This window comes from Geothrix limicola (assembly GCF_030268085.1).
GTDB classification, from domain to species: Bacteria; Acidobacteriota; Holophagae; order Holophagales; family Holophagaceae; genus Geothrix; species Geothrix limicola.
This window is the reverse complement of the sequence record NZ_BSDE01000003.1, coordinates 60,117-81,686: the sequence shown is the minus strand read 5'-3', so window position 1 is coordinate 81,686 and position 21,570 is coordinate 60,117. Positions and strand designations below refer to the sequence as shown.

The window sequence follows — 21,570 nt, the reverse complement described above, 5'->3', positions numbered from 1 at the left end:
GCCTCAGCCGCCTTCGGAGAGCGGGTAGTGGCGGCCGTCGGAGCCGATCATGGCGACCTCGCGGCGGTACTCGGCCGGGGACTTGCCCAGGTGGGCCTTGAAGATGGCGCCGAGGTACTCGCGGTGCTTGAAGCCGGAGCGCTCGGCCACCTCCACCAGGGGCAGGTCCGTTTCCGCCAGCAGGCGCCGGGCGTGGTTGAGGCGCACCTGGATGATCTCCTGCTGGATGGAGCGGCCCGTCTCCGAGCGGAAACGCCGCTGCAGCACGCTGCGCGAGGTCGGGATGCGGGCGATGAGGGCCGAGGCCGACAGGCCCGTGCAGGCCAGATCGCGGATGATGCGCAGGGCCGTGGCCACCTGGCGGTCCGAGGTGGCGAGCACGTCGGAGGAGGCCCGGGTGATGACGCGGTGGGGCTCCACCCGCTCGGCCCGGGTCGGCCGCTCACCGCCGCGCAGGAGGTGATCCAGCAGCTCGGCGGCCTTGTAGCCCACGAGGCGGTGGCCCGCTTCGATGGAGGACAGGGACGGGTTGCACACCTCGCAAAGGGTCTCGTCGTTGTCCACGCTCACGACGGCCACGTCGTCGGGCACGAGGATGCGCGCGCGGCGGCAGGCCTCCAGCAGGTGGTGGCCCAGCTGGTCGCTGGCGACCATGATGCCGATGGGCTTGGGTAGCTGGACGATCCAGCGGGCCAGGGCCTCCATCTGGGTTTCCCAGGGTGAGCGGTCCATGAGCTGGCGTGGCACCTCGAAACGGGGCACGGTCTCGGGCGGCCCCGGCAGTGCGAGGCGGAAGCCTTCGAGGCGCTGTTCGGACCAGTTCTCGGCCTGGATGCCCAGGAAGGCGAAGTGATGGAAGCCGCGCTCGATGAGGTGTTCCGCCGCCAGGGCGGCGATGCGGCGGTCGTCGACGTGCACCAGCGGCAGGCCGGCGGCGGGCACGGCGCCGAGCACGTCCACCACGGGCAGGCCCGTGGCCTGGACCGCCTCGGCCAGGGCGGGATCCTGGACGCGCGCGATGATGCCATCGCCCTCCCAGTGCTGCAGCCAGCCGGGCAGTCCCTCGGCCAGGCTGCGCGGCTCGTGGTAGAGCGCCCAGGGGCCGTGGTTCCGCGCGTACTTCGCGATGCCGCAGAGGATGTCGCGACCGGAGGCGAGGGAGGTTTCCACCAGCAGGGCGATGCGGGGCGTCTTCAGGGGATCCGGCAGGAGTCCGCCTTCGAGCTCGGAGGCTTGAGGTCTTGGGGTGCAGTTCATTTCAGTACACCGATGGGGGAGCCCTGTTCCTTCCAGACGAGGACTTGGGTGGGTTGAAGGGGGTTTTGGCCCAGCAGGGTAGTGCTTCCTGGAGCCAGCGGGAGGGCGGCGGGCGAGGCCGAATAGTTCACGGCGACAAAGAAGCCGTCGCGCCATTCGACGTAGACGCCCTTCGGATAATCCTCGATGGCCACGCCGGCCCGCGCGTAGACGTCGCGCACGAGGGTCCGTTCCAGGGCGCCGTCCAGGGTCTCCACGCCGATGTAGGTGACGCTGCCCTTGCCGAGGCGATGGGTGGTCGCGGCGGCGGCCCCGGCATAGAAGGCGTCGCCGTACGTGGCCAAGGGGGTGGCCTCGGCGCTGGGCCGAAGGATGTCTCCCCAGGTGCGCCAGCGAGTGGTCTGGCCTTGGGCCGACACGCTGGCGGTGCTGTCGCCGGGCAGGGTGTCGAAGCCCTCCAGATGCGCGCCGGTGAGGGCTTCCAGGCGGCTGCCCAGGCGGGTTTCGGGGAAGTGGCCCGAGCCGTCCTTCTGGGCGCTGCGGCAGCTGAGGATGAGGTGGCCCCCGCCTTCCACGTAGCGGCGCCACTTCTCGATGAGCTTGGCATCCGCCAGCTGGTAGGCGGGCGCCACGAGGAAGGGATAGGCGCTGAAGTCGTCGGCCTCGGAGATGAAGGCCATGGGCGCGCCCGTGGATTTCACGGCGGCGCTGAAGCGGCTGCGGTGGCGCCAGGTGGACCAGGTCTCGCTCTGCTTCTGCAGCTCCAGATCCCACATGACGTCGTGGCTCCAGAGCAGGGCCGTGCGACGCGCCGCGAGGCGGGCGGGCATCGTGGCGGCGGCATCGAAGGCGGGCTTCAGCCGCTGGAGTTCGGCGATGGTCTGGGCGAACTCCTGGCCGCCCTGGGAGAGCGAGGTGCCATCGAGACCGACGATGCCCTCGTGGTACATCTCGCTGCCGAAGCGGGGCTGGCGGTAGCGGTAGGTGCAGGCGAAGGAGCAGCCTCCCCCGAAGGCGTGCCAGAGCCACATGCGGACGGCGCCGGGCATGGGCTTGGGGTTGGTGGGTGCCCAGTTGACCTGGCCGGGCTGGAGCTCCATCACGCCCGTCGTGCCCGCGATGGGACGGAAGTAGTCGCAGGCCTCCATCATCCGGAAGGGATTGCCCTGGCGGAAGGTTTCGCCGCCCAGCACGTTGCTGCCTGAGACCGGGTAGAACGTGAAGGTGGGGAAGTCCACCGTGTGGCTGCGCCGGGGATCACTGCCCTGGGTGACATTGGTGTAGTTCGTGGTCACCCACTGGGTGGGTGCGATGTGGCGCTTGAGGATCGCGGCCTGGCGGTCGAGGAAGGCGGCCTGTGTATCGGCGGTGAAGCGCTGGAAATCGAGGAGGGCGTGGGGGCTCGACTTGTCCTCACCGGTGAGGGAGGCGTTGGGCAGCACCACCTGGCTGAAGGCGGCGTAGCGGAAGCTCCAGAAGCTGCCGCCCCAGGCCTCGTTCAGCTTGGCCACGGTGCCGTAGCGCCGCTTCAGCCAGGCCTGGAAGGCCTTGCGGGCCGAGGGGCTGAAGTCGGCTTCGGCGCCGGGCTCGTTGTCCACCTGCCAGCCCCAGATCCGCGGATCATGGCCGTAGCGTTGGGCCAGGGCCCCGACGATGCGGTCGACGAAGGCGTTGAAGCGGGGGTTCGACAGCGAGCCGTTGGCGCGGGTGCCGTGCTCGCGGCGCCGCCCTTCGGAACCCACCAGGTAGATCTCGGGGTACCTCTCCCCCATCCAGGCCGGGGGTGCCGGGGAGGGCGTGCAGAGGATGACCTTGAGGCCCGCCGCCTGGGCCTCGGCGAGGGCCTCGTCCAGCCAGGCGAAGTCGAAGTGGCCCTCCCGGGGTTCCAGGTAGGTCCAGGCGAATTCGGCGAAGTGGGTGAATTCGAAACCCAGCTTGTGGATGTTCTGGAGGTCGCGCGCCCACTGATCCCGCGGCCACTGCTCGGGGTAGTAGTAGACGCCGACGGGCATGAGGTTGGCCTTGGGGAAGAAGGCCTGGGCCCCGGTCCGCGTGGCTTCTCTGCGGGGGGTCTCTGCCGCGCCGAGGCTCGCCGTCAGCGAGACGAGTAAGAATCCGAGGGCCCAATGCCTTCTGTTCATGGCCGCTCCTCAGGGTCGGGCGGAATGCTTCCGCTGGTAGAGGCGCCAGGTGATGGCCCAGCGCCGGGGGTCGTCGAAATCGTCGTGATGGATATGGTGGCAGACGCTGCGGTGGGGCGCCGTCTTCACGGTCTCGGGTTCCGTGTAGGCTTCCTTCGAGATCTGCTCCAGCACGCCCACGTACTCGTCCAGCTCCTCGCGGGAATAGGACTCGGTGGGCTCGATGGTGAAGGGCTGGGGCACGATGAAGGGGTGATGGCTGCTCCAGAGGTGCATGCCGAAATCCGCCATGCGCACGGCGATCTCTTCGGTGGTCACGCCCGTGTCGCGGTGCAGCTGCTCCCAGCTGTAGCGCACCTGCTCGATGCGGCGCCGCCCCACGGCGTAGGGGGCCGAGGCTCCCTTGATGCGCGTGATCTTCTTCAGCAGGTAGTTGTTGTTGAGCACCGCAATTTCGGCGGCCTCCTTGAGGCCCTCGGCGCCCAGGGCGCGGATCCACGTGTAGGCCCGCAGCTGCACCTGGGCCGTGCCGCAGAAGGCGCGCAGCTTGCCGATGGAATGCTTGAGGTCCGAGTCGAGGCGGTAGACGCCATTCTCCTTGACCACCAGGGGCCGGGGCAGGAAGTCGCGCAGGTGCTGCACCACGCCCAGGGCGCCGCCGGCGGGGCCGCCGCAGCCGTGGGGGGTGCTGAAGGTCTTGTGCAGGTTGAAGAAGCACATGTCGAAGCCCGCTTCCCGCGCCCGCGTGATGGCCATGATGCCGTTGAGGTTGGCCTGGTCGTAGCCGCAGAGGCCGCCCGCCTCGTGGACGAGGCGCGTGAATTCGCGGATCTGCGGGTTGAAGATGCCCGTGTCCTCGGGATTGGTGATGAGCAGGCCCGCCGTGCGGGGGCCGACCACCTTCTTTAGATCCTCCACCGTGGGCAGGCCATCCTCGCCCTGCATGAGGGTGATGACCTTGTAGCCCTTCACGGCGGCGGCGGCGGCGTCCGAGGGGTGGCTGAAGATGGTGGTGATGATTTCGTCTCGGGTCTCGGCCTCGCCCCGGGAGGCGTGGTAGGCCTGGATCATGGACACCATGCCGAGGATGGCGGCTGAGCCGGAGGCGGGCTGCATGGAGAAGGCATCCATGCCTGAGATCTCGCGCAGGTAGAGGTCCAGCTCGTGCATCACCTGTAGGAGGCCCTGGACGGTGCGGCCGTCCTGCAGCGGGTGCAGGCGGGCCATCTTGGGGCTGGAGGCCAGCACGTCGTTGATCTTGGGGCTGTACTTCATCGTGCAGGTGCCCTGGCCGATGTCGACGGTGAAATCGGCGCCCAGGGTCTGCTGGGAGAGGCGGAGGAAGTGCTTGAGCACCCGCATCTGGCCCACTTCGGGAAGCCCCGGGGCCTTCGTGCGGACCATGGACGGGGGCAGGGCGGCGACGCCTTTCACTTTTTCCGTGATGCCCTTTTCGACTGGGGCGACGGCCACGCCGACCTCGCCGGGCTTGTGGAGTTCGAAGATGAGTTCCTCATCCCACTTGGCCTGATGAAAGTGGTTGCGGACCTTCAGGGGACGCATGGTGCCCATGTCACTTTCCTCCCAGGAACGCCGCGAGGACGTCGATGGCGCGGTCGATCTCTTCCCGGCTCACCAGCTCGGTGACGGCCCAGAGGGCGCTCTGGCCGAGGGCAGGGAACTCGCCGGACAGATCCTTGCCGCCGAAGATGCCGGCCTTCAGGAGGGCCTCGTTGATCTCGGCGACGCTGCGGCCCGTGCCATTGAAGTCGACGACGAATTCCTTGTAGTAGGGGGCGTTTAGCCCTAGCTTCACGCCGCGCAGAGAAGCCAAGCCCTGGGCGAGGTACTGGGCCTTCTGCAGGATGTGCTCGCCCAGATCCTTCATGCCCACGGGGCCCATGAGGGACAGGTAGACCGCCGCGGCGATGCCGTGCAGGGCGGTGGCCGTGCCGACGAACTCCTTGCCCTTCTCCCGGTGGGCGAAGGAGGTGCGGTCGTAGGCCACGTCGCCAAAGCCGTATTCGCCGGGGACGTCGGTGGTGCTGATGCCGAAGAGACGGCTGGGGTATTCCATGACGAGCTTCTCCTCGTCCCGGGTGGCGATGAAGCCGCCCATGCCGCCACCGAAATGCATGTGGTTGCCCAGCGTCTGGATGTCGCCGCAGACGAGGTCGGCGCCGTACTGGCTGGGGGGCGTCAGAAGCCCCAGGGAATTGGGATCGGCGCCCACCACCAGCAGGCTGCCCTGGGCGTGGGTCAGGTCGGCGATGGCCTGTCCCTGAGTTTCCAGGAAGCCCAGGTAGCCGGGGTTTTCGAAGTAGACGGCGGCGACCTGGCCGTTCAGCTTGGCCCGCAGGTCGGCGAGATCCATGAGGCCCGTGGCCGGATCCCAGCCGAGCAGCTCCAGGCGCATGACGGGTTCGCAGTAGTTGCGGATGGCGGCGAGGCGATCGGGACTGATATTGCCTGCGATCAGGGCCACAGGCCGGTCCGTGTAGCGGCCCGCCATGCGCAGGGCCGTGGAGGCCGCCTGGAACCAGTCGAAGGTGGGCACGTTGCAGATGTCCATATCGAGCAGCTCGGCCATGAGGCTTTCGTACTCCCAGAGGGCCTGGAAGCGGCCGAAGTCCTCGTAGGGTTCGCCGGCGTAGGCCGTGAGGAATTCGGCGCGGCGCGTGATCTCATCGCAGATGGCCGGCACGTAGTGGTTGTAGCAGCCCGCCCCGAGGAAGCTGGTGGCCTCCTCGCAGGACGTGTTGCGGGCCATGATCCGCTCGAGGGTGCGCTTGAGCTGCGCTTCGGCGGGCAGGGCCTCGGGGATGTTCAGCGTGCCGCGGAAACGCAGGGATTCCGGGATGTCGGCATACAGCTCATCCATGCTGGCGGCGCCGATCTCGGCGAGCATGGCGGCCTTGGTGCCGGGCTCGGAATTGGGAATGTAGGGATGGGCCCGCCGGGCCTGAACGGTCATGGATGCTCCGTGCGAAGGGATGAAGGGGGCCTAGGCGATGCCGCCGCCGTCGACCACGACGTGGGTGCCCGTGACCCAGGCGGAAAGGCCCGAGGCGAGGAAGAGCACGGCGTTGGCCACGTCCTGGGGCGTGCCCACGCGGTGGATGGGCCGCGCGGCGGCCTCTTCCATGAACTTGGTTTCGTCCTCACCCAGCTGGGCGCACTCGCTGCGCAGCATGGGCGTGTCGATGTCGCCGGGGCAGACCGCGTTGACGCGGATCTGGTGCTTGCCGAAATCGATGGCCATGGCCCGGGTCATGTTCCACACGCCGCCCTTGGCGGCGCAGTAGGAGACGGCGTCGGCGCCGCCCTTGAGGGCCCAGCCCGAGCCCGTGTTGATGATGGAACCGCCGCGCCCGCCCGCGATCATGTGCGGCACCACCTGGCGGGTGAGCATGTAGACGCCCTTCAGCATCACGTCCAGGACGAGATCCCACTCCTGTTCGAGCAGGTTCACGGCGTTCTTGCGGATGGCGATGCCGGCGTTGTTGAAGAGGATGTCGATGCGGCCGAAGCGGGCCATGGCGGCCTCGGCCGCGGCCCGGCAGTCGGCTTCCACCCGCACGTCGCAGCGCTGGAAGGCGGCCCGGCCGCCGGCGGCTTCGATGAGGCGCACGGTCTCCTGGCCGCCGGCCTCGTTGATGTCGAGCACGAGCACGGCGGCTCCGGCCTCGGCGAGCCTCAGGGCCGTGCCGCGCCCGATGCCCGAGGCGGCGCCGGTGGCGACGGCCACCTGGCCTTCGAGGGAGAGGAGACGGGCGAGATCGGGAGAGAGCGTCATGGCATACCTCTGGGAAAGCATCAGGCCGGACGGGACGATTGCAGGTAAGGCGTTCAATGGTATGCCACTGGTATACCAGAATTCGATTCACACCTTGAAAACATTTTATGAAGGCCCGGCGGCAGGGATCATTCATAGGGAATAAGCGAGAAATGGGCCGAACATCGTGGTATACCATTTGTATGCCGGATTTCGTGACCTGGCTCCGTTTGCGAGAATCCCACCCATGACGACCAAGGGCCGCACCCTTCTGTCCTCCCGCGCGCGTACGGCCGCGGTTCCGGCCCCCGAGGAGGGGCAGAGCCTGGCGGATCAGGCCTACCAGCAGCTCGAGGAAATGATCGTCACGCTGGAACTGGCGCCGGGCGCGGTGCTGTCCGAGGCCGGGCTGAGCGCGCGCATGGGCATCGGGCGCACGCCCATCCGGGAGGCCCTCAAGCGGCTGGAGATCCAACGCCTCGTGAGCAGCGTCCCCCGCCGGGGCCTGCTGGTGCGCGAGATGAACGTGGCCGAGCATTTCGCCCTGCTGGAAGTGATGCGCCCCCTGGATCACCTGCTCGCCACCAAGGCCGCGCGCTGGGCCACGGAGGCGCAACGCAAGGCCCTGCGCGGAGAGGCCAAGGGCATTCTCGAGGCCGCCAAGAAGGGGGACAAGCACGCCTACCTCTTCCATGACCGCGAATGCGACCGCATCGTCATGCAGGCCGCCCACAACCCCTTCGCCATGGACGCCCTCACGCCCCTCTACTCGCACTGCCGGCGGATCTGGTGCTCGTACAGCCGCGGGTCGGACCTGCTCCTGTCCGCAGAGAAGCACGCCCGCCTCATGCTCGCCGTCGCCGAGGGCGACGAAGAAGAGGCCGGGCGTGCGTCCGATGCCCTGCTGGATTTCCTGGAAAGCTTCAGCCGGGCCGTGATCGGTGTGGTCTAGCTAGAAGGTGTGGCGAACGCCGAGCTGGAACCAGCTCGGATTGAGGAACTGATTCCCCGAGGGGCCCTGTCCCAGTTCCACCCACTGAAAGCTGCCGAGGGCGGCCCAGCGGGGCGCGACGCGGTATTCCAGATCGACCCGGGTGCCGAGCTTGGTGCCCACCACGTACTGGGATCCGCCCTGGCCCACGAGATCCGAAGAGAGGTGGTGGCGGTTGGCGGAAAGGCCCAGGTACAGATTCAGATCGGTGGCCAATTCGACGCGGAGGGCGGCGTAGGCCTGGAAGGTGGTCAGGGCGGGGCCCTTCAAACTGAGGTTGGTCTGGGGGTCGCCGTTGGCATCCAGGCCCAGGGACCGGGTGTGGGTGGCGTCCGAAAAGTGGGCCGCGGACAGACCCACGCGGAAGGGCAGGCCCTGGGAGGGTGAATCCCAGGCGCCGTCCAGGGCGAAGCCGTTGGCAGAGCCGGTGAGGGCCTTCATGGCATCGGTACCCTGGGCCAGGCTGAGGGCGGCGGAGAAGGCGCCGGCCTCCTGGGCGGCCACCGGAAGGAGACCGGCGGCCAGGATCAAGACGAGAGAACGCAAGGAGCGGGTCATGGTCAGTCCTCCTAGAAGCGGAAGCCGCAGCTGAATTTGGCCGAACGTCCGTTCGTGTAGAACGTGGAGCCCGTGACATGGGAGGTGCCCCAGTAGGTGGGGTTCTTCATGAAGAGCTGGGTCCGGCCGTTCGACGAGTCGTTCGTGAAGCTGCCGTAGGTGGACATGGGCATGGTCACGTTGAAGACGTTGGAAATGCTGGCGTCGCCGATGAAGTGGACGCTGGAGGTGGAGAGCGGGATGTCCCAGGTGGCCTTCATGTCGACGTTGTAGATGTCATTGAAGGAGTAGGCGCCCAGCGCGGCGTAGTACTGGCGGTAGACGGCATCGGGCGAAACGCCGAGGTTCGGGTATTTCGCGTTGAGGTCGACGCCCCACTTGGTCTGGTCGATGGCGGCGTAGTTCCGCGCGTTCCAGGGCTTGCCGCTGTCGTAGCTGGCCATGAGGGAGAGGGTCATGCGGCCGTTCTTCCCCACGGGCAGCACGTGGAGCAGGGCGAGCCGGGCCTTCTGGCTCTGGTTGTTCGCGAGCAGGCCCGAAGCGCCGTAATCCGCGCGGCTGAGGCCCATGTTCTGCAGCACGATGGGGTTCCACATGATGGTGCCCATGGTGGGATCGTTGTTCCGCCAGCCGCCCCAGGCGATGTCGCCGTCGTCGTTGTTGCCGGTCAGGCGGCTATAGGTGTAGTTGCCCTGGACGCTCCAGCGGGGGCCGAAATGCCGCACGAACTCCACCTCGACGGCCTTGTACTGGCGGGTGAGGTCGTTGCTGTTGTCGTAGCGGCGGGTGATGTCCTGCATGGCGGGCAGGCCCGAGTGGGAGGGATCCTGCACGGTGATGACATAGGGATCCGCGAAGTCCCAGCGCTGGGCCCACATGTCCAGCCAGCGGCGGTAGACGAAGGTGATGCCCACGCGGGACTGGTCGGCGTAGCCGCGTTTGTAGCCGAGGGTGAACTCCTGGGTGCGGGGGGGGCGCAGGTCCGGCGCCAGGGCGTTTCGCTTGGTCTGGTCGACGAAGGAGACGATGCGGCTGTAGTTGGCCAGGTCCACCAGGGTCTTGTAGTCGACGAAGTTCACGACCTGGGAGGGCGTGCCTGCGCCCAGGTCCGCCGCATTGGCGCCCCAGCCGCGGTCCACCTCCACCGTGGTCTTCTTGGCGGTGAACTGCCCGAAGAGGGCTTGGTTGAAGTTGCCCGCGTTGTTGGCGGCCGTGAAGGTCACGAGATGGCTGCTGTCCCCCCTGGGATCCCATCGGAAGATGAAGGAGTAGGTGGGATCCGTGGATTTGGCCATGACGCGCCCGTCCACATCGGTGGCCTTGTTGGTGTCGAAGCGCAGGCCCGCGCCGACCTGGATGTTGGGATTGATGGTCCAGGTCTCGTTGGCGTAGGTGCCGAACTGGCTGCAGTGGGCCCGGCCCTTGGGCCCCAGGGCCTGGCGGACGAAGGGCGCGGCGCCGTAGCTGTGGCCGTCGTCGGGGCTGTGGTAGACGTAGTAGTCCGACGGGTTTTTCGGATAGTTGAGCACCGGGAAGAGGTAGCTCTTCGTCTGATCGTTGTAGTAGGCGCCGCCTACGTCGAAGCGCAGGCTGCGCTTGCCCCAGTCCTCGCCGTTGTCGGTGTAGCTGTCGAAGTACTCGAAGCCCAGGTCGATGTCGTGTGATCCCGCGGCCTGCGGGGCCAGGTTGAGGTTGAGGGCGGCGCTGACGTTGCCATGCACTTCGGGAGTCGCCCCCAGGGCGAAGCCGAAGGGAAGGCCGAATCCCTGCAGGCCGTTATCGGGGAAGCCCGCCTGGCCCAGCTGCACGTAGACGCCTTCCTGGCCGCCATAGGCCGGATCGCCCGTGTCCTGTCCCCAAGTCGTCTTGCTGGTGGTGTAGCGTCCCTCGAGGAAGGCTGCCGGGCCCAGCACGCCTTTGTAATTGAAGCTGGCCATCTGGTACTTGTTGAACTGGTTGCCCAGGGAGGCGAGGCTCAGGGCCTGGCCCGAAGGATCGGCGTTGGAGTAGACCTGCTTCTGGTCCACGAAGCTCAGCTCGACGATGTGATCCGTCGTGACGGCGCCGGTGAGCTTGCCCTCGTAGTAGTGGGAATCGAACTTCTCGGTGTAGAACTTCCCGTTGTCGAAGCTGGCCACCTTGTAGCCGTTCCCGGGCCCCGCGTTCAGCAGGGCGTCCACACCGGCATCGCCGGTCTGCATGGGCGCGTTGGCCTCGGCGGGAAACTGGGCCAGGCCCTGGCTCCAGGCCTGGTTGGGCTTGAGGATGGTGCCGACGGCGAACCAGAGGCGGTCCTTGACGAGGGGACCGCGGAAGGTGAGGTCGTACTCGCGGTTGAGCGTATCGGCCCACTGGGCGTCGGGCGTCGTGTCAGGCGTGCGGGCCCGCCAGTCGTCGCGGGAGAGCTTGACGCGCAGCGAGCCCTCGAAGGTGTTGCCGCCGCTCTTGGTGACGATGTTCACGGCGCCGCCCAGGGCGCGGCCGAAGCGCACGTTCACCTGGGAGGTGACCACCTGGGCGTCCTCGATGTTGTCGTCGATGGCCCAGGTGGCGCCGAGGCCGTTGGCGTAGTCGTCCTTCACCTCGGCGCCGTTCACGCGGAAGTTCGTGTAGGTGTTGGAGCCGCCGCGGATGATGTACGAGCCGTCGATGCTGGCGGAGGTTCCCGCCGTCATGTCGAGGGCGCCGAAGAAGTTCCGGTCCACCAGGGGCAGCTCCGACATGGCTTCGGCCGAATAGTTGGCGCCGGAATTCACCTGGGTCTTGTCGATGACGCTGCCGCTCGCGGCCAGCACTTCCACGACGGCGGACTTGATGGGTGCCAGGGCGAGGTCGATGCGGACATTGCTGCCGATGCCCAGGCGGATGTCGCCGCGGTGGGTGGAATCGAAGCCATCTTTGGCCACCGTGACCTTGAAGCTGCCGATGGGCAGCAGGGGCGCGCGCCATTCGCCGTTCTTGTTGGTGGTGAGGACGCGGGGACTGAAGAGGGCGGGGGATTCCAGCGTGACCCGGGCCTCGGGGATGCCCTGGCCGTCGGGGCCTTTGACGACGCCGTGCAGGATGGCGCTTTCCTGGGCCTGGAGGCCGGTGCCCACCAGCAGGAAGAGGATGGAGCTGGAGAGGGGAAACAGACGGTTGCGCAACATGGATTCTCCCTGGTCTCAGAAGCGGAAGCGGTAGCTGAACTCGACGGCCAGGCGCATCCGGGAGCGCTCCTCCAGGTGGTCTCCGGCGTAGACGAGGTGGGAACCGGGCCGGGTGAGATCGCCGGACACCAGGGGTGCGCCGGGCGTGTGCTGGAACTCGATGGCCGTGTAGGAAAGCCCGATGAGGTTCAGTTCCACCGCGCCGTCGCGGTCGATGTCGTACTGCAGCCCGGCGAAGGGGCTCAGCTTCAGGGCGGACTTCACGGGCACGCCGTTGTAGGTGTCCTGATACAGCCGGTTCGCGTCGATGGTGTTGCCGATGTACTCCTGCGTGAAGCGGCTGTTGCCGATCTGCAGGCCGCCCTGCATCGACCATCCGGAGGACAGGGCCTGGATGCCGCTGAGGCGCAGCGTCAGGCCTTCCAGCTTGTTCTTGCGGACGTCGGCGGACTTGGTGGGATCGGGCTGGGCCTGGCCCGGCGCGGCGGGCAGGAAGTCGGTGCGGTACGTGCGCCCGGCCTCGTAGAAGTAGGCCAGCTCACCCCGGAGGGTCTGGGTGCTGCTGAGCGCGTAGTCGCCGGACAGACCCAGGCCGAACAGGCTCGGATTGAGGTGGTCCTGCGTGCTCAGGCTGTAGCCCGTGCGCAGGGCCAAGCCCATCTGGAAGGGCGTCTCGGCTGATCGAGCCGGGAGGCCGACGAGGCCGGCCGCGAGGGCCACGAGAAGGGTGGAACGAATCATGAGGCCACCTTGGAAAAGGGGGTTGGGAGGGGAGGAGGGGGATCGCATGAGACTCCTGGGGGCATGGAGGCAAAACCCGGGCAGCCCCGCGTCGAGGCGGAGAGGTCCAGGAAGGGGTGCCCTCTCGGAGGGCCGCCCTGTGTTGGGTGGATGTGGGGGTGGGTGGGGCTCGGTATAGAAGCTGAAGGTGAACGGAGAAGAAAAACGGGAATGTTGGTTTTCGTTTGGGGAGTCGAATGAATGGGCGGGTGGATGGTCAGAGAGAGAATAAGGCGGGGCGCTGGGGCGGGACAGGAGGCTGCCGGTCAATCTTGGAAGGGTTTAGGTCAGGCCGTATCGCCGCGGGCGCCGCGTGTTCATCATCGAGGTGGGGCGAAGCGGCGCACCGGCATTTCCTTCGGAGTTTTCATGCGGAGATCGGCCTTCTTTCGAACCTGCCTGGTGGTCCTGCTTTGCGTGATGGGTCTCCGCGCCGCGTTTCCCGTGGACCTGCGCCACACCTTCTTCAGCCGCCGGGACTCCTGGATCGCGCTGTATCCGACGGACAAGCCCGCCACCCTCCGCTACGTGTTCAGCCGCATGCTGGAGGAGAAGGGCTCCTGGCTGGACCTGACCTTTCTCGTGAACGGCAAGCTCCGCCCCCTGGCCCTCACAGCCACGGCAAGCCACATCCAGGTCAGCGCGGGCGGCCGCGTCGCGCCCCATGCCCAGGTCTACCTGCTGGGGCGCTGCGATGCCGTGATCGATGGGTGGGACATGGACGTGGACCTCGCGGGTGTGAAGACGGGATTGAACCTCGGTGCTTCGAAAGAAGACCCCGTGCGGCGCTTCTCCATGGAAGCAGAGGGTTGGACACTGGATGTCCAGATGCTGCAGGGGCGTGCCGAACGCCAGGAGAAGGGCTGGCGCCTAAGGGCCACTGAGGGACGACTGCGCGTGGCCCTGCGCATGCATCAGGGCGCGGAAACCGAGTGGCTGCATCCGGAGCCCGCGAAGGATCTCGCGGCCATCGAGGCCTCCTGGGAGGCTTTCCGTACGAAGCTGCCGAGCGTCCCGCCGGAGCGTCGTGCCATGGCCGAGGCCGCCTGGTGGAACCTCTGGAGCCTCTACGCGCCGCCCGATACGAACTTCCCCACGGAAGCCGTCCTGGTGGCCAAGGTGGACATGAACGCGGTCTGGCCCTGGGACCACTGCTTCCCGGCCCTGGCCCTGGGGCGCACGGATCTAGAGGCGGGCCTGGAGCAGTTCCTCCTGCCCTTTCTCAATGCCGACGTCAACGGCCAGCTACCCGATGAAACCGCGCCCGACTTCATGTACCGCGGCGTGACCAAGCCGCCCATCCACGGCTGGGCCCTGATGAAGCTGATGGACTGGCACCCCTTCACGAAGGCGCAGCTGGAGCGGGTCTATCCGCCGCTGAAGAAGTGGACCGAATTCTGGTTCGCCCATCGCGACCTGAACCACGACGGCATCCCCGCCTACGCCGGCGAGCATTCGGGATGGGAAAGCGGGTGGGACAACGCGAGCGTCCTCGGGGATCCCAAGGCCGCCTACCAGTCTCCGGACCTGCAGGCTTACCTGGTGCTGCAGATGAAGGCCCTCGCGCGGGTGGCTCGGGGGTTGGACCGCCCCGCCGAGGCGGCCGAATGGGAGTGCCGCGCCGAGGCCCATCTCAAGCGGCTCATGGCGCGCTTCTGGAATGGCCGTCACTTCGTCGTGCGCAAAGTGGGCACAGAGGCTGTGGAGGCCGAACCGACCTCCCTGCTCAACCTGATACCCCTGGTGCTGGGGGAGCATCTGGACAAGGCCGTGTTCAACCGGATGGCCGAGGAACTGGAGCAGCGGTTCCTCACGCCCTATGGCCCGGCCACCGAGGATCCCATGAGTTCCCACTACCAACCCGATGGCTACTGGCTGGGGCCGATCTGGGCGCCGACGACCTACCTGCTAGTGGACGGATTGCGTCGGGGAGGCCGACCGGATCTCTCACGTGAAATCGCTCGACGTTTCTGTGACACGGTGGCTCTGGCTGGTGGACACTATGAAAACTACGACTCGCTGTCTGGGAAAGGCCTTCGTTGTCGCGGCTTTGCCTGGACCTCGGCGGTGGATCTCCTCCTGATGCATGAGTACCTCCAGGCTCCGAAGGTCGAAAAATAGGTGACCTGATTCCTTACAAAATTGACCGGCGGGCTTCTGGGATATCAGGGCCGGGCGCCCTATCATCCACTCGGGCCCTTGCCCATCGACCTGGAGAGGCCCATGAGCGGCATCCCGAGCATCCAGCTTGGCCCCATCGACTGGACCATCCTCGTCCTGTATTTCTCCTTCGTCGTCGGCATCGGCGTGGTGCTCAAGCGCGGCATGAAGAGCTCCACGGACTTCTTCCTGTCGGGCCGGGCCATCCCCGCCTGGATCGCGGGCCTGGCCTTCCTGAGCGCGAACCTGGGTGCGCAGGAGGTCATGGGCATGGCGGCCTCGGGCGCGAAATACGGCATGATGACCGCCCACTTCTACTGGGTGGGCGCCGTGCCGGCCATGGTCTTCGTCGGCGTCTTCATGATGCCCTTCTACTACGGCTCCAAGGCCCGCAGCGTGCCGGAATACCTGAAGCTGCGCTACGACGAGAAGACGCGCACCTTCAACGCCTTCAGCTTCGCCATCATGACCGTCTTTTCCAGCGGCATCTCGATGTACGCCATGGCCAAGCTGTTGAACCTGCTCCTGGGTTGGAACTTCAACGTCTCTCTCTGGATCAGCGCCGCCATCGTGCTGGCCTACATCTTCCTCGGCGGCCTGACCTCGGCCATCTACAACGAGGTGATGCAGTTCTTCCTCATCGTGCTGGGATTTGCGCCCCTCGTCTTCCTGGGCCTGAAGGACTGCGGCGGTTGGACGGGCCTCGTGCAGCGCCTCAACCTCGTCGCGGGCAGCAGCCACAATCTACAGGGCCAGGCCTACGCGGGCGGCGCTTGGGTGAGCACCTGGCGGCACATGGGCACGCCGGGTGCCAATCCCATGGGCGTCGAGTGGTTCGGCATGGCCATGGGTCTGGGCTTTGTGCTCTCCTTCGGCTACTGGTGCACGGACTTCCTCGTCGTGCAGCGGGCCATGGTGGCCGAGAACGAAACGGCCGCGCGCAAGGTGCCGCTCATCGCCGCCGTGCCCAAGATGCTTTTCCCCTTCCTCGTCATCCTGCCGGGCATGATCGCCATCGGCCTCACCTACAAGAGCGGCCAGACGGGCTTCGCGCTGCCGGTGAAGGGCGCGTCCTACGACTACGACATGACGATCCCGCTCATGCTCAAGCACTACTTCCCCACGGGCCTGCTGGGCCTGGGCCTGACGGCGCTGATGGCCAGCTTCATGAGCGGCATGGCGGGCAACGTGACGGCCTTCAACACGGTGTGGACCTACGACATCTACCAGAGCCACATCGCGAAAGATAAGAGCGACAGCCACTACCTCTGGATGGGCCGCATGGCGACGGTGGGCGGCATCCTGCTGTCGATCCTCACGGCCTACATGGCGGTGCACTTCAACAACATCATGGACATGCTGCAGCTGATCTTCGCGTTCGTGAACGCGCCGCTCTTCGCGACCTTCCTGCTGGGCATGTTCTGGAAGCGGACGACGGGCCACGGCGCCTTCTTCGGCCTGCTTTCGGGCACGGCGGCGGCGGCGCTCCACCACGGACTGACCGTGCCCATCGGCGCCGAAAGCCTCTTCAAGGGCGGCTGGATCGGCCATGTGCTGCACGTCTACCCGAGCGAAATGGCGCAGAACTTCTGGACGGCCATCTGGTCCTGGAGCACCTGCTTCATCGTCACGATTCTGATCAGCCTCGCGACCCGCCGCACGAAGAGCGACGAGGAGCTGCGCGGCCTCGTATACAGCCTCACCGAGCGGCACGCCGAAGGGCACCTGCCCTGGTACAAGCGGCCGCTCTACCTGGGGGCCCTGATCCTTCTCGTGGCCCTCGTCCTAAACATCCTTTTCGCCTGAGGGGAACGCCATGAACTTCGACCTGCGCCTTCCCATCGGTTTGTTGTTCTCCATCCTCGGCGTGCTGCTGAGTGTCTTCGGCCTGCTCACGCCCGCCGAGCTCTACCGGAAATCCCTGGGCCTCAACATGAACCTGTGGTGCGGCGCACTCATCCTCGTCTTCGGGGCGGTCATGCTCGGGTTCGCCCTGCGCGCCCGTCGCGCGGAAATGAAATAAGGAACCCTCGATGTTCGACCGCTCCCATCGCCGCCTGAACCCGCTGACCGGCGAGTACGTCCTTGTGAGTCCGCACCGGACCCAACGGCCCTGGCAGGGCAAGGTCGAACGGGAAGCCGGAGAGGATCGGCCCGCCTACGATCCGGCCTGCTATCTCTGCCCGGGCAACGCCCGCGCCGGAGGGCATCAGAACCCGGCCTACACGGGCACCTTCGTGTTCGGCAACGATTTCGCCGCGCTCACGCCCAAGGAATCCGGGAGCAAGGTCCCTTCCAGGAAAAGCCTCCTGGTGGCCGAGCCCGAAAGCGGGGAATGCCGCGTGCTCTGCTTTTCCCCGCGCCATGACCTCAGCCTGCCCGAGATGAGCCTGCCCGAGCTGGAGGCGGTCCTGGACGCCTGGACCTCGGAGACCCGCGCCCTGAGCGCCCGGGAAGACATCGTGTGCGTGCAGGTCTTCGAAAACAAGGGCGAGCTGATGGGCTGTTCCAACCCCCATCCCCACAGCCAGATCTGGGCGACCGAACATCTGCCCAACGAATCCCTGAAGGAACTCCACCATCAGCGGGCCCATTTCGCCAAGGCGGGCCACCCGCTCCTGATGGACCTCCTCGCCGAAGAATTGAAGGCGGGCGAGCGCATCGTCGTCGAGAACGAAGGCTTCGTGGCCCTGGTGCCCTTCTGGGCCGCCTGGCCCTTCGAGACCCTCGTGCTCCCCCGCCGGCCGCTGCGCACGCTGCTGGATCTTGATGCCCGGGACCGGCTGCTGCTCGCGGACCTGATCAAGCGGCTCACGACGCGCTACGACAACCTGTTCGACACGAGCTTCCCCTACAGCATGGGTTTCCACCAGGCGCCCTTCGACGGGGATGCCCACCCGGAGTGGATCCTGCACATGCACTTCTATCCGCCCCTGCTGCGCAGCGCCAAGGTGCGCAAGTTCATGGTCGGTTTCGAAATGCTCGGCATGCCCGGCCGCGACATCACGCCCGAGGTCGCCGCCGCGCGCCTGCGCGAGATGCCGGAGATTCACTACAAGGCCGCCCGATGAGGCGCTCCGGCCTTCACCGGAACCTGACCTGCGGCCTCGCCATCGGGCTCGCCGTGCTGGCGCTGCGCGCGGAGGCACCGCGTCCCCTCATCCTGCACACGGCCCATACGACCCTCTTCCTGCAGCAGGACCAGCAGGTGCGGCTGCGCTACTTCGGCCCCCGCCTCGCGGACGCGGACCTGTGCGCCCTGCCCGCGGGCGGAGAAGCCTTTCATGCGGCCTACGGGGATCAGAACGCCTTCGGCGGACTCGCCGTCACCCACGACAACGGGGATCCGACCCTGGATCTGGCCTGCACCGGCAGCAGCCAGGTGCAGGAAGCCACGGGTTCCATCCTCACGACCCTGGAATTCAAGGACCGGACGCACCCCTTCTACCTCAGCGTGTTCATCCGCGCCCACCAGGATTCGGACACCTTCGATACCTGGACGCGGATCCGCCACGAGGAGGGACGCCCCCTCACCCTGCACCGGGCGGATTCGGCGGCCATGCTCTTCGACCACATGCCCGAAACGGCGTGGGTGACCTCGTTCCCCTCCTCCTGGGCCTCAGAAGGCCGGCGTTCAGGAACGGCCCTCGGCACGGAGCGGAGCCTGACCCTGGAAAACCGCGCCGGGGTGCGGGGCGCCTTCGGCACCAACCCCTCCTTCCTGCTCTCGCTGGACGGTCCGGCCGCTGAAACCACGGGTCGCGTGATCGCCGGTGCCCTGGCCTGGAGCGGGGCCTGGCACATCAGCCTGCGGCGGGATGTCGATGGACTGATGTCCCTGGAGGCGGGCCTCAACGCCGCGAACCTCAGCTACCATCTGAAGCCGCGCACCCCTTTCGAAACGCCCCATTTCCTCTTCACCTTCAGCGCCCAGGGCAAGGGTCAGGCCAGCCGTAACCTCCACCGGTGGGCTCGCAAGGTGGGCCTTCGCGACGGCGACAAACTGCGCCCCATTCTCCTCAACAGCTGGGAGGGCGCCTACTTCACCTTCGACGAGGCGCGGCTCCTCAAGATGATGGATGGCGTGAAGACCATGGGCGGAGAAATGTTCGTGGTGGACGACGGCTGGTTCGGCAACGGCGCCTTTGCCCGCGACGACGACAAACGGGGCCTGGGCGACTGGCAGGTGAACGCGACCAAGCTGCCGCACGGCCTCTCCTACCTGGCCAAGGAGGCGGAATCCCGCGGCCTGAAGTTCGGGCTCTGGGTGGAACCGGAGATGGCCAACACCGAAAGCCAGCTGGTGAAGGACCATCCCGACTGGATCCTGCAGACAGCAGGGCGGCCCCTCAACAAGGGGCGGGGCGGCACCCAGGTGGTGCTGGACCTGTCCAACCCCAAGGTGCAGGACTTCATCGTGGGCTTCATGGACAAGCTGCTGACGGAGCATCCGGGCATCTCGTACATCAAGTGGGACGCGAACGCGGACTTCCTGAATGTGGGATCGACCTTCCTGGGACCCCAGGACCAGAGCCACATCTGGGTGGAGTACACCCGTGGGCTCTATTCGGTTTTGGGCCGCATCCAGGCCAAGCACCCGGCGGTGCTCTTCAAGGACTGCGCTTCGGGCGGGGGGCGTATGGACTACGGCAACCTGGCCTATGCCCACGAGTTCTGGACCAGCGACAACACGGACGCCCTCCAGCGGCTCTTCATCCAGTGGAGCGCCAGCCACGTCTATCCGGCCAATGCCATGGCTTCCCATGTGACGGTGGTGCCCAATCACACGACGGGTCGCACCGTGCCCCTCAAGTTCCGTTTCGATGTGGCCATGACAGGACGCCTGGGCTTCGAACTGGATCCCGCCAAGATGAGTGCCGAGGATCTGGCTTTTTCGAAATCCGCGGTGGATGTCTACAAGGGCATCCGGCCCGTGGTGCAGCAGGGGGACCTCTATCGCCTGCTCTCACCCTTCGATGGGCCCTTCGCGGCCCTCATGTATGTCGCGGAGGACCGGGGGCGGGCCGTCGTGTTCAGCTACAGCCTCCGACACCTCGTGGGACAGGAGCTGAACAGCCTGCGCCTGCAGGGTCTGGATCCCGAAGCCACCTATACGATCCGCGAGCTGAACGGGCTGCCCAAGCGGCGCCACAGCGCGTGGGAGGGCCGGACCTTCTCGGGTCGGACCCTTCTGGAGATGGGCCTCCCCGTCGACCTCAACCATGAATACGATTCCGCCGTGTTCGAACTGGTGAAGGTGCAGGGATGATGATCTTCTCTTCGATTTCCGCATGCCAGGAGCCTTCATGACCGCGCACGTCCTCGTCACCGGCGGAGCCGGCTTCATCGGCAGCCACACGGTGGACCTCCTCATCCGCGAGGGCTATGCCGTCACGGTCCTGGACAGCCTGGAGAAGGGTCATCGCGCCGCCGTTCATCCCGAGGCCGCCTTCGTCCAGGGCGACTGCGGGGATCCGGTGCTGCTGGACATGATCTTCGCCGAGCGGCCCGTCGACGCCGTGCTCCACTTCGCCGCCTACATCGAGGCGGGCGAATCCATGCGCGAACCGGGGCGCTTCTTCGTGAACAACACGGCCCGCCCCATGGTGCTGCTGGATGCGATGATGCGCGCCGGGGTGAAGCAGTTCGTCTTCAGCTCCACGGCAGCGACCTACGGCGAGCCCCTGTACACGCCCATCGATGAAAAGCACCCCCAGTCACCCACCAATGCCTATGGCTACGCCAAGCTGCTGGTGGAAGGCGCCCTGGACTGGATGCACCGGCTGCGGGGCCTGGACTACGCGGCCCTGCGCTACTTCAACGCCTCGGGCTGCTCCGAGCGGTTGGGCGAGGACCACCATCCCGAAACCCACCTCATCCCGCTGATCCTCGACGTGGCGGCGGGACGGCGGGACGCCATCAAGCTCTTCGGCACGGACTACCCGACCCCGGACGGCACCTGCATCCGCGACTACATCCACGTGGAGGACCTGGCCGCCGCCCACCTGCTGGCCCTGCGGGCCCTGGGCAAGGGCACGCCGCTCATCTACAACCTGGGCAATGGCCAGGGCTATTCGGTCCGCCAGGTCATCGACGTGGCCCGCCGGATCACGGGCCATCCCATTCCCGTGGAGGTCGAGCCGCGCCGGGCCGGAGATCCGGCCGTGCTGGTGGCCTCCAGCGACAAGATCCGCCAGGAACTGGGCTGGGAGCCCCGCTACCCGAGCCTGGAATCCATCGTCCAGAGCACCTGGAACTGGCGTCGGCAACATCCTGTGGGGTACGGGGCCTAGGGGGGACCCGTTGCGGAAGGCCCCGATCCGGGGGCCTTCCGCTGGTTGGGGATGGAAGGATTGGATGGGAGCCTCCATTTGGGGGCTCCCATTTTTTGAGGAGGGGGGCGGGGACTCGAACTGCGTCTGGCTTCGCCATCTGCCGGTCCCGCTCCCGACAGCGCCCCGCGCTGTCTCCGCGGTCCCCTCCGCCTGACGGCTCAGGGAGGCGGAGCCTCCGCCGATTCGAGCCCTCGGGTAACCCCAAACGAAAAGCCCCCCGAATGGGGGGCCTTTCGTTTGGGGCGGCTGACCGGACTCGAACCGGCGACAACTGGAATCACAATCCAGTGCTCTAACCAACTGAACTACAGCCGCCGTTGGACCACTCAGATTATCCTGGTCGCCCTGGAAAGGCCAGCGGGAACCTTCGGGGGACTGCGGTCATCGAAAGATTACGCCGGGACCCCGGCCAAGTGAGGGATGT

The 21,570-nt window shown here is 66.7% G+C and carries 15 protein-coding genes and 1 tRNA gene; 7 read left to right on the top strand and 9 right to left on the bottom strand.

Features of this window, described 5'->3' with window-relative positions:
- Window positions 1–3: 3 nt before the first annotated feature.
- From QSJ34_RS08270 to QSJ34_RS08250, 5 genes are read right to left on the bottom strand one after another with little or no spacing between them, the layout of a single operon-like run.
- Window positions 4–1,257, bottom strand: coding sequence for a XylR family transcriptional regulator (locus QSJ34_RS08270; RefSeq protein WP_285573771.1), 1,254 nt, complete (start codon window positions 1,255–1,257; stop codon window positions 4–6).
- Window positions 1,254–3,398 (bottom strand): beta-galactosidase, encoded by a 2,145-nt coding sequence (locus QSJ34_RS08265; protein WP_285573769.1) that lies wholly within the window; start codon window positions 3,396–3,398, stop codon window positions 1,254–1,256. Before QSJ34_RS08265 ends, QSJ34_RS08270 begins: the two co-directional genes overlap by 4 nt.
- Window positions 3,399–3,407: 9 nt before the next feature.
- The gene (gene gcvPB, locus QSJ34_RS08260; protein WP_285573765.1) at window positions 3,408–4,970 is read right to left on the bottom strand and encodes an aminomethyl-transferring glycine dehydrogenase subunit GcvPB; all 1,563 of its coding nucleotides are present in this window, start codon (window positions 4,968–4,970) and stop codon (window positions 3,408–3,410) included.
- A gap of 1 nt (window position 4,971) precedes the next feature.
- On the bottom strand, window positions 4,972–6,372 hold the full coding sequence (gcvPA, locus tag QSJ34_RS08255; RefSeq protein ID WP_285573762.1) for an aminomethyl-transferring glycine dehydrogenase subunit GcvPA: 1,401 nt from the start codon (window positions 6,370–6,372) through the stop codon (window positions 4,972–4,974).
- Window positions 6,373–6,402: 30 nt separating this feature from the next.
- A complete protein-coding gene (locus QSJ34_RS08250; protein ID WP_285573759.1) occupies window positions 6,403–7,194 on the bottom strand; it encodes an SDR family NAD(P)-dependent oxidoreductase in 792 nt (263 codons plus the stop codon).
- Window positions 7,195–7,420: 226 nt separating this feature from the next.
- Here QSJ34_RS08250 and QSJ34_RS08245 point away from each other — a divergent pair, with 226 nt between their 5' ends.
- The gene (locus QSJ34_RS08245) at window positions 7,421–8,125 is read left to right on the top strand and encodes a GntR family transcriptional regulator (RefSeq protein ID WP_285573757.1); all 705 of its coding nucleotides are present in this window, start codon (window positions 7,421–7,423) and stop codon (window positions 8,123–8,125) included.
- Here QSJ34_RS08245 and QSJ34_RS08240 read toward each other — a convergent pair whose 3' ends face one another.
- Genes QSJ34_RS08240 through QSJ34_RS08230 form a run of 3 tightly spaced genes read right to left on the bottom strand, consistent with a single transcriptional unit; the run spans window position 8,126 to window position 12,612 of the window.
- Window positions 8,126–8,722, bottom strand: a complete 597-nt coding sequence (locus QSJ34_RS08240) for a hypothetical protein (protein WP_285573755.1) — start codon at window positions 8,720–8,722, stop codon at window positions 8,126–8,128.
- 11 nt (window positions 8,723–8,733) lie between these two features.
- Entirely contained in the window at window positions 8,734–11,871 is a 3,138-nt protein-coding gene (locus tag QSJ34_RS08235; protein WP_285573752.1) for a TonB-dependent receptor, read from the bottom strand.
- A gap of 15 nt (window positions 11,872–11,886) precedes the next feature.
- The gene (locus QSJ34_RS08230) at window positions 11,887–12,612 is read right to left on the bottom strand and encodes a hypothetical protein (RefSeq protein ID WP_285573749.1); all 726 of its coding nucleotides are present in this window, start codon (window positions 12,610–12,612) and stop codon (window positions 11,887–11,889) included.
- 408 nt (window positions 12,613–13,020) lie between these two features.
- Between QSJ34_RS08230 and QSJ34_RS08225 the strand changes: the two genes are divergently transcribed.
- From QSJ34_RS08225 to galE, 6 genes are all read left to right on the top strand, one after another.
- Window positions 13,021–14,772 carry an amylo-alpha-1,6-glucosidase gene (locus tag QSJ34_RS08225; RefSeq protein WP_285573746.1) on the top strand — a complete coding sequence of 584 codons (1,752 nt, stop codon included), beginning with the start codon at window positions 13,021–13,023 and terminating at the stop codon, window positions 14,770–14,772.
- Window positions 14,773–14,874: 102 nt separating this feature from the next.
- The gene (locus QSJ34_RS08220) at window positions 14,875–16,617 is read left to right on the top strand and encodes a sodium:solute symporter family protein (RefSeq protein WP_285573743.1); all 1,743 of its coding nucleotides are present in this window, start codon (window positions 14,875–14,877) and stop codon (window positions 16,615–16,617) included.
- 10 nt (window positions 16,618–16,627) lie between these two features.
- Window positions 16,628–16,834: a hypothetical protein gene (locus tag QSJ34_RS08215; protein WP_285573740.1), complete on the top strand. Its 207-nt coding sequence runs from the start codon at window positions 16,628–16,630 to the stop codon at window positions 16,832–16,834.
- A gap of 10 nt (window positions 16,835–16,844) precedes the next feature.
- Window positions 16,845–17,882: a UDP-glucose--hexose-1-phosphate uridylyltransferase gene (locus QSJ34_RS08210; protein ID WP_285573737.1), complete on the top strand. Its 1,038-nt coding sequence runs from the start codon at window positions 16,845–16,847 to the stop codon at window positions 17,880–17,882.
- The gene (locus tag QSJ34_RS08205) at window positions 17,879–20,080 is read left to right on the top strand and encodes an alpha-galactosidase (RefSeq protein ID WP_285573733.1); all 2,202 of its coding nucleotides are present in this window, start codon (window positions 17,879–17,881) and stop codon (window positions 20,078–20,080) included. The genes QSJ34_RS08210 and QSJ34_RS08205 overlap by 4 nt, the downstream gene beginning before the upstream one ends.
- A gap of 37 nt (window positions 20,081–20,117) precedes the next feature.
- Complete coding sequence (gene galE / locus QSJ34_RS08200) at window positions 20,118–21,104, top strand: UDP-glucose 4-epimerase GalE (RefSeq protein ID WP_285573731.1); 987 nt, start codon at window positions 20,118–20,120, stop codon at window positions 21,102–21,104.
- Between the two features lie 280 nt (window positions 21,105–21,384).
- Here the strand turns inward: galE and QSJ34_RS08195 are convergent.
- Window positions 21,385–21,461: transfer RNA gene (locus QSJ34_RS08195), tRNA-His, on the bottom strand.
- Window positions 21,462–21,570: the final 109 nt, after the last annotated feature.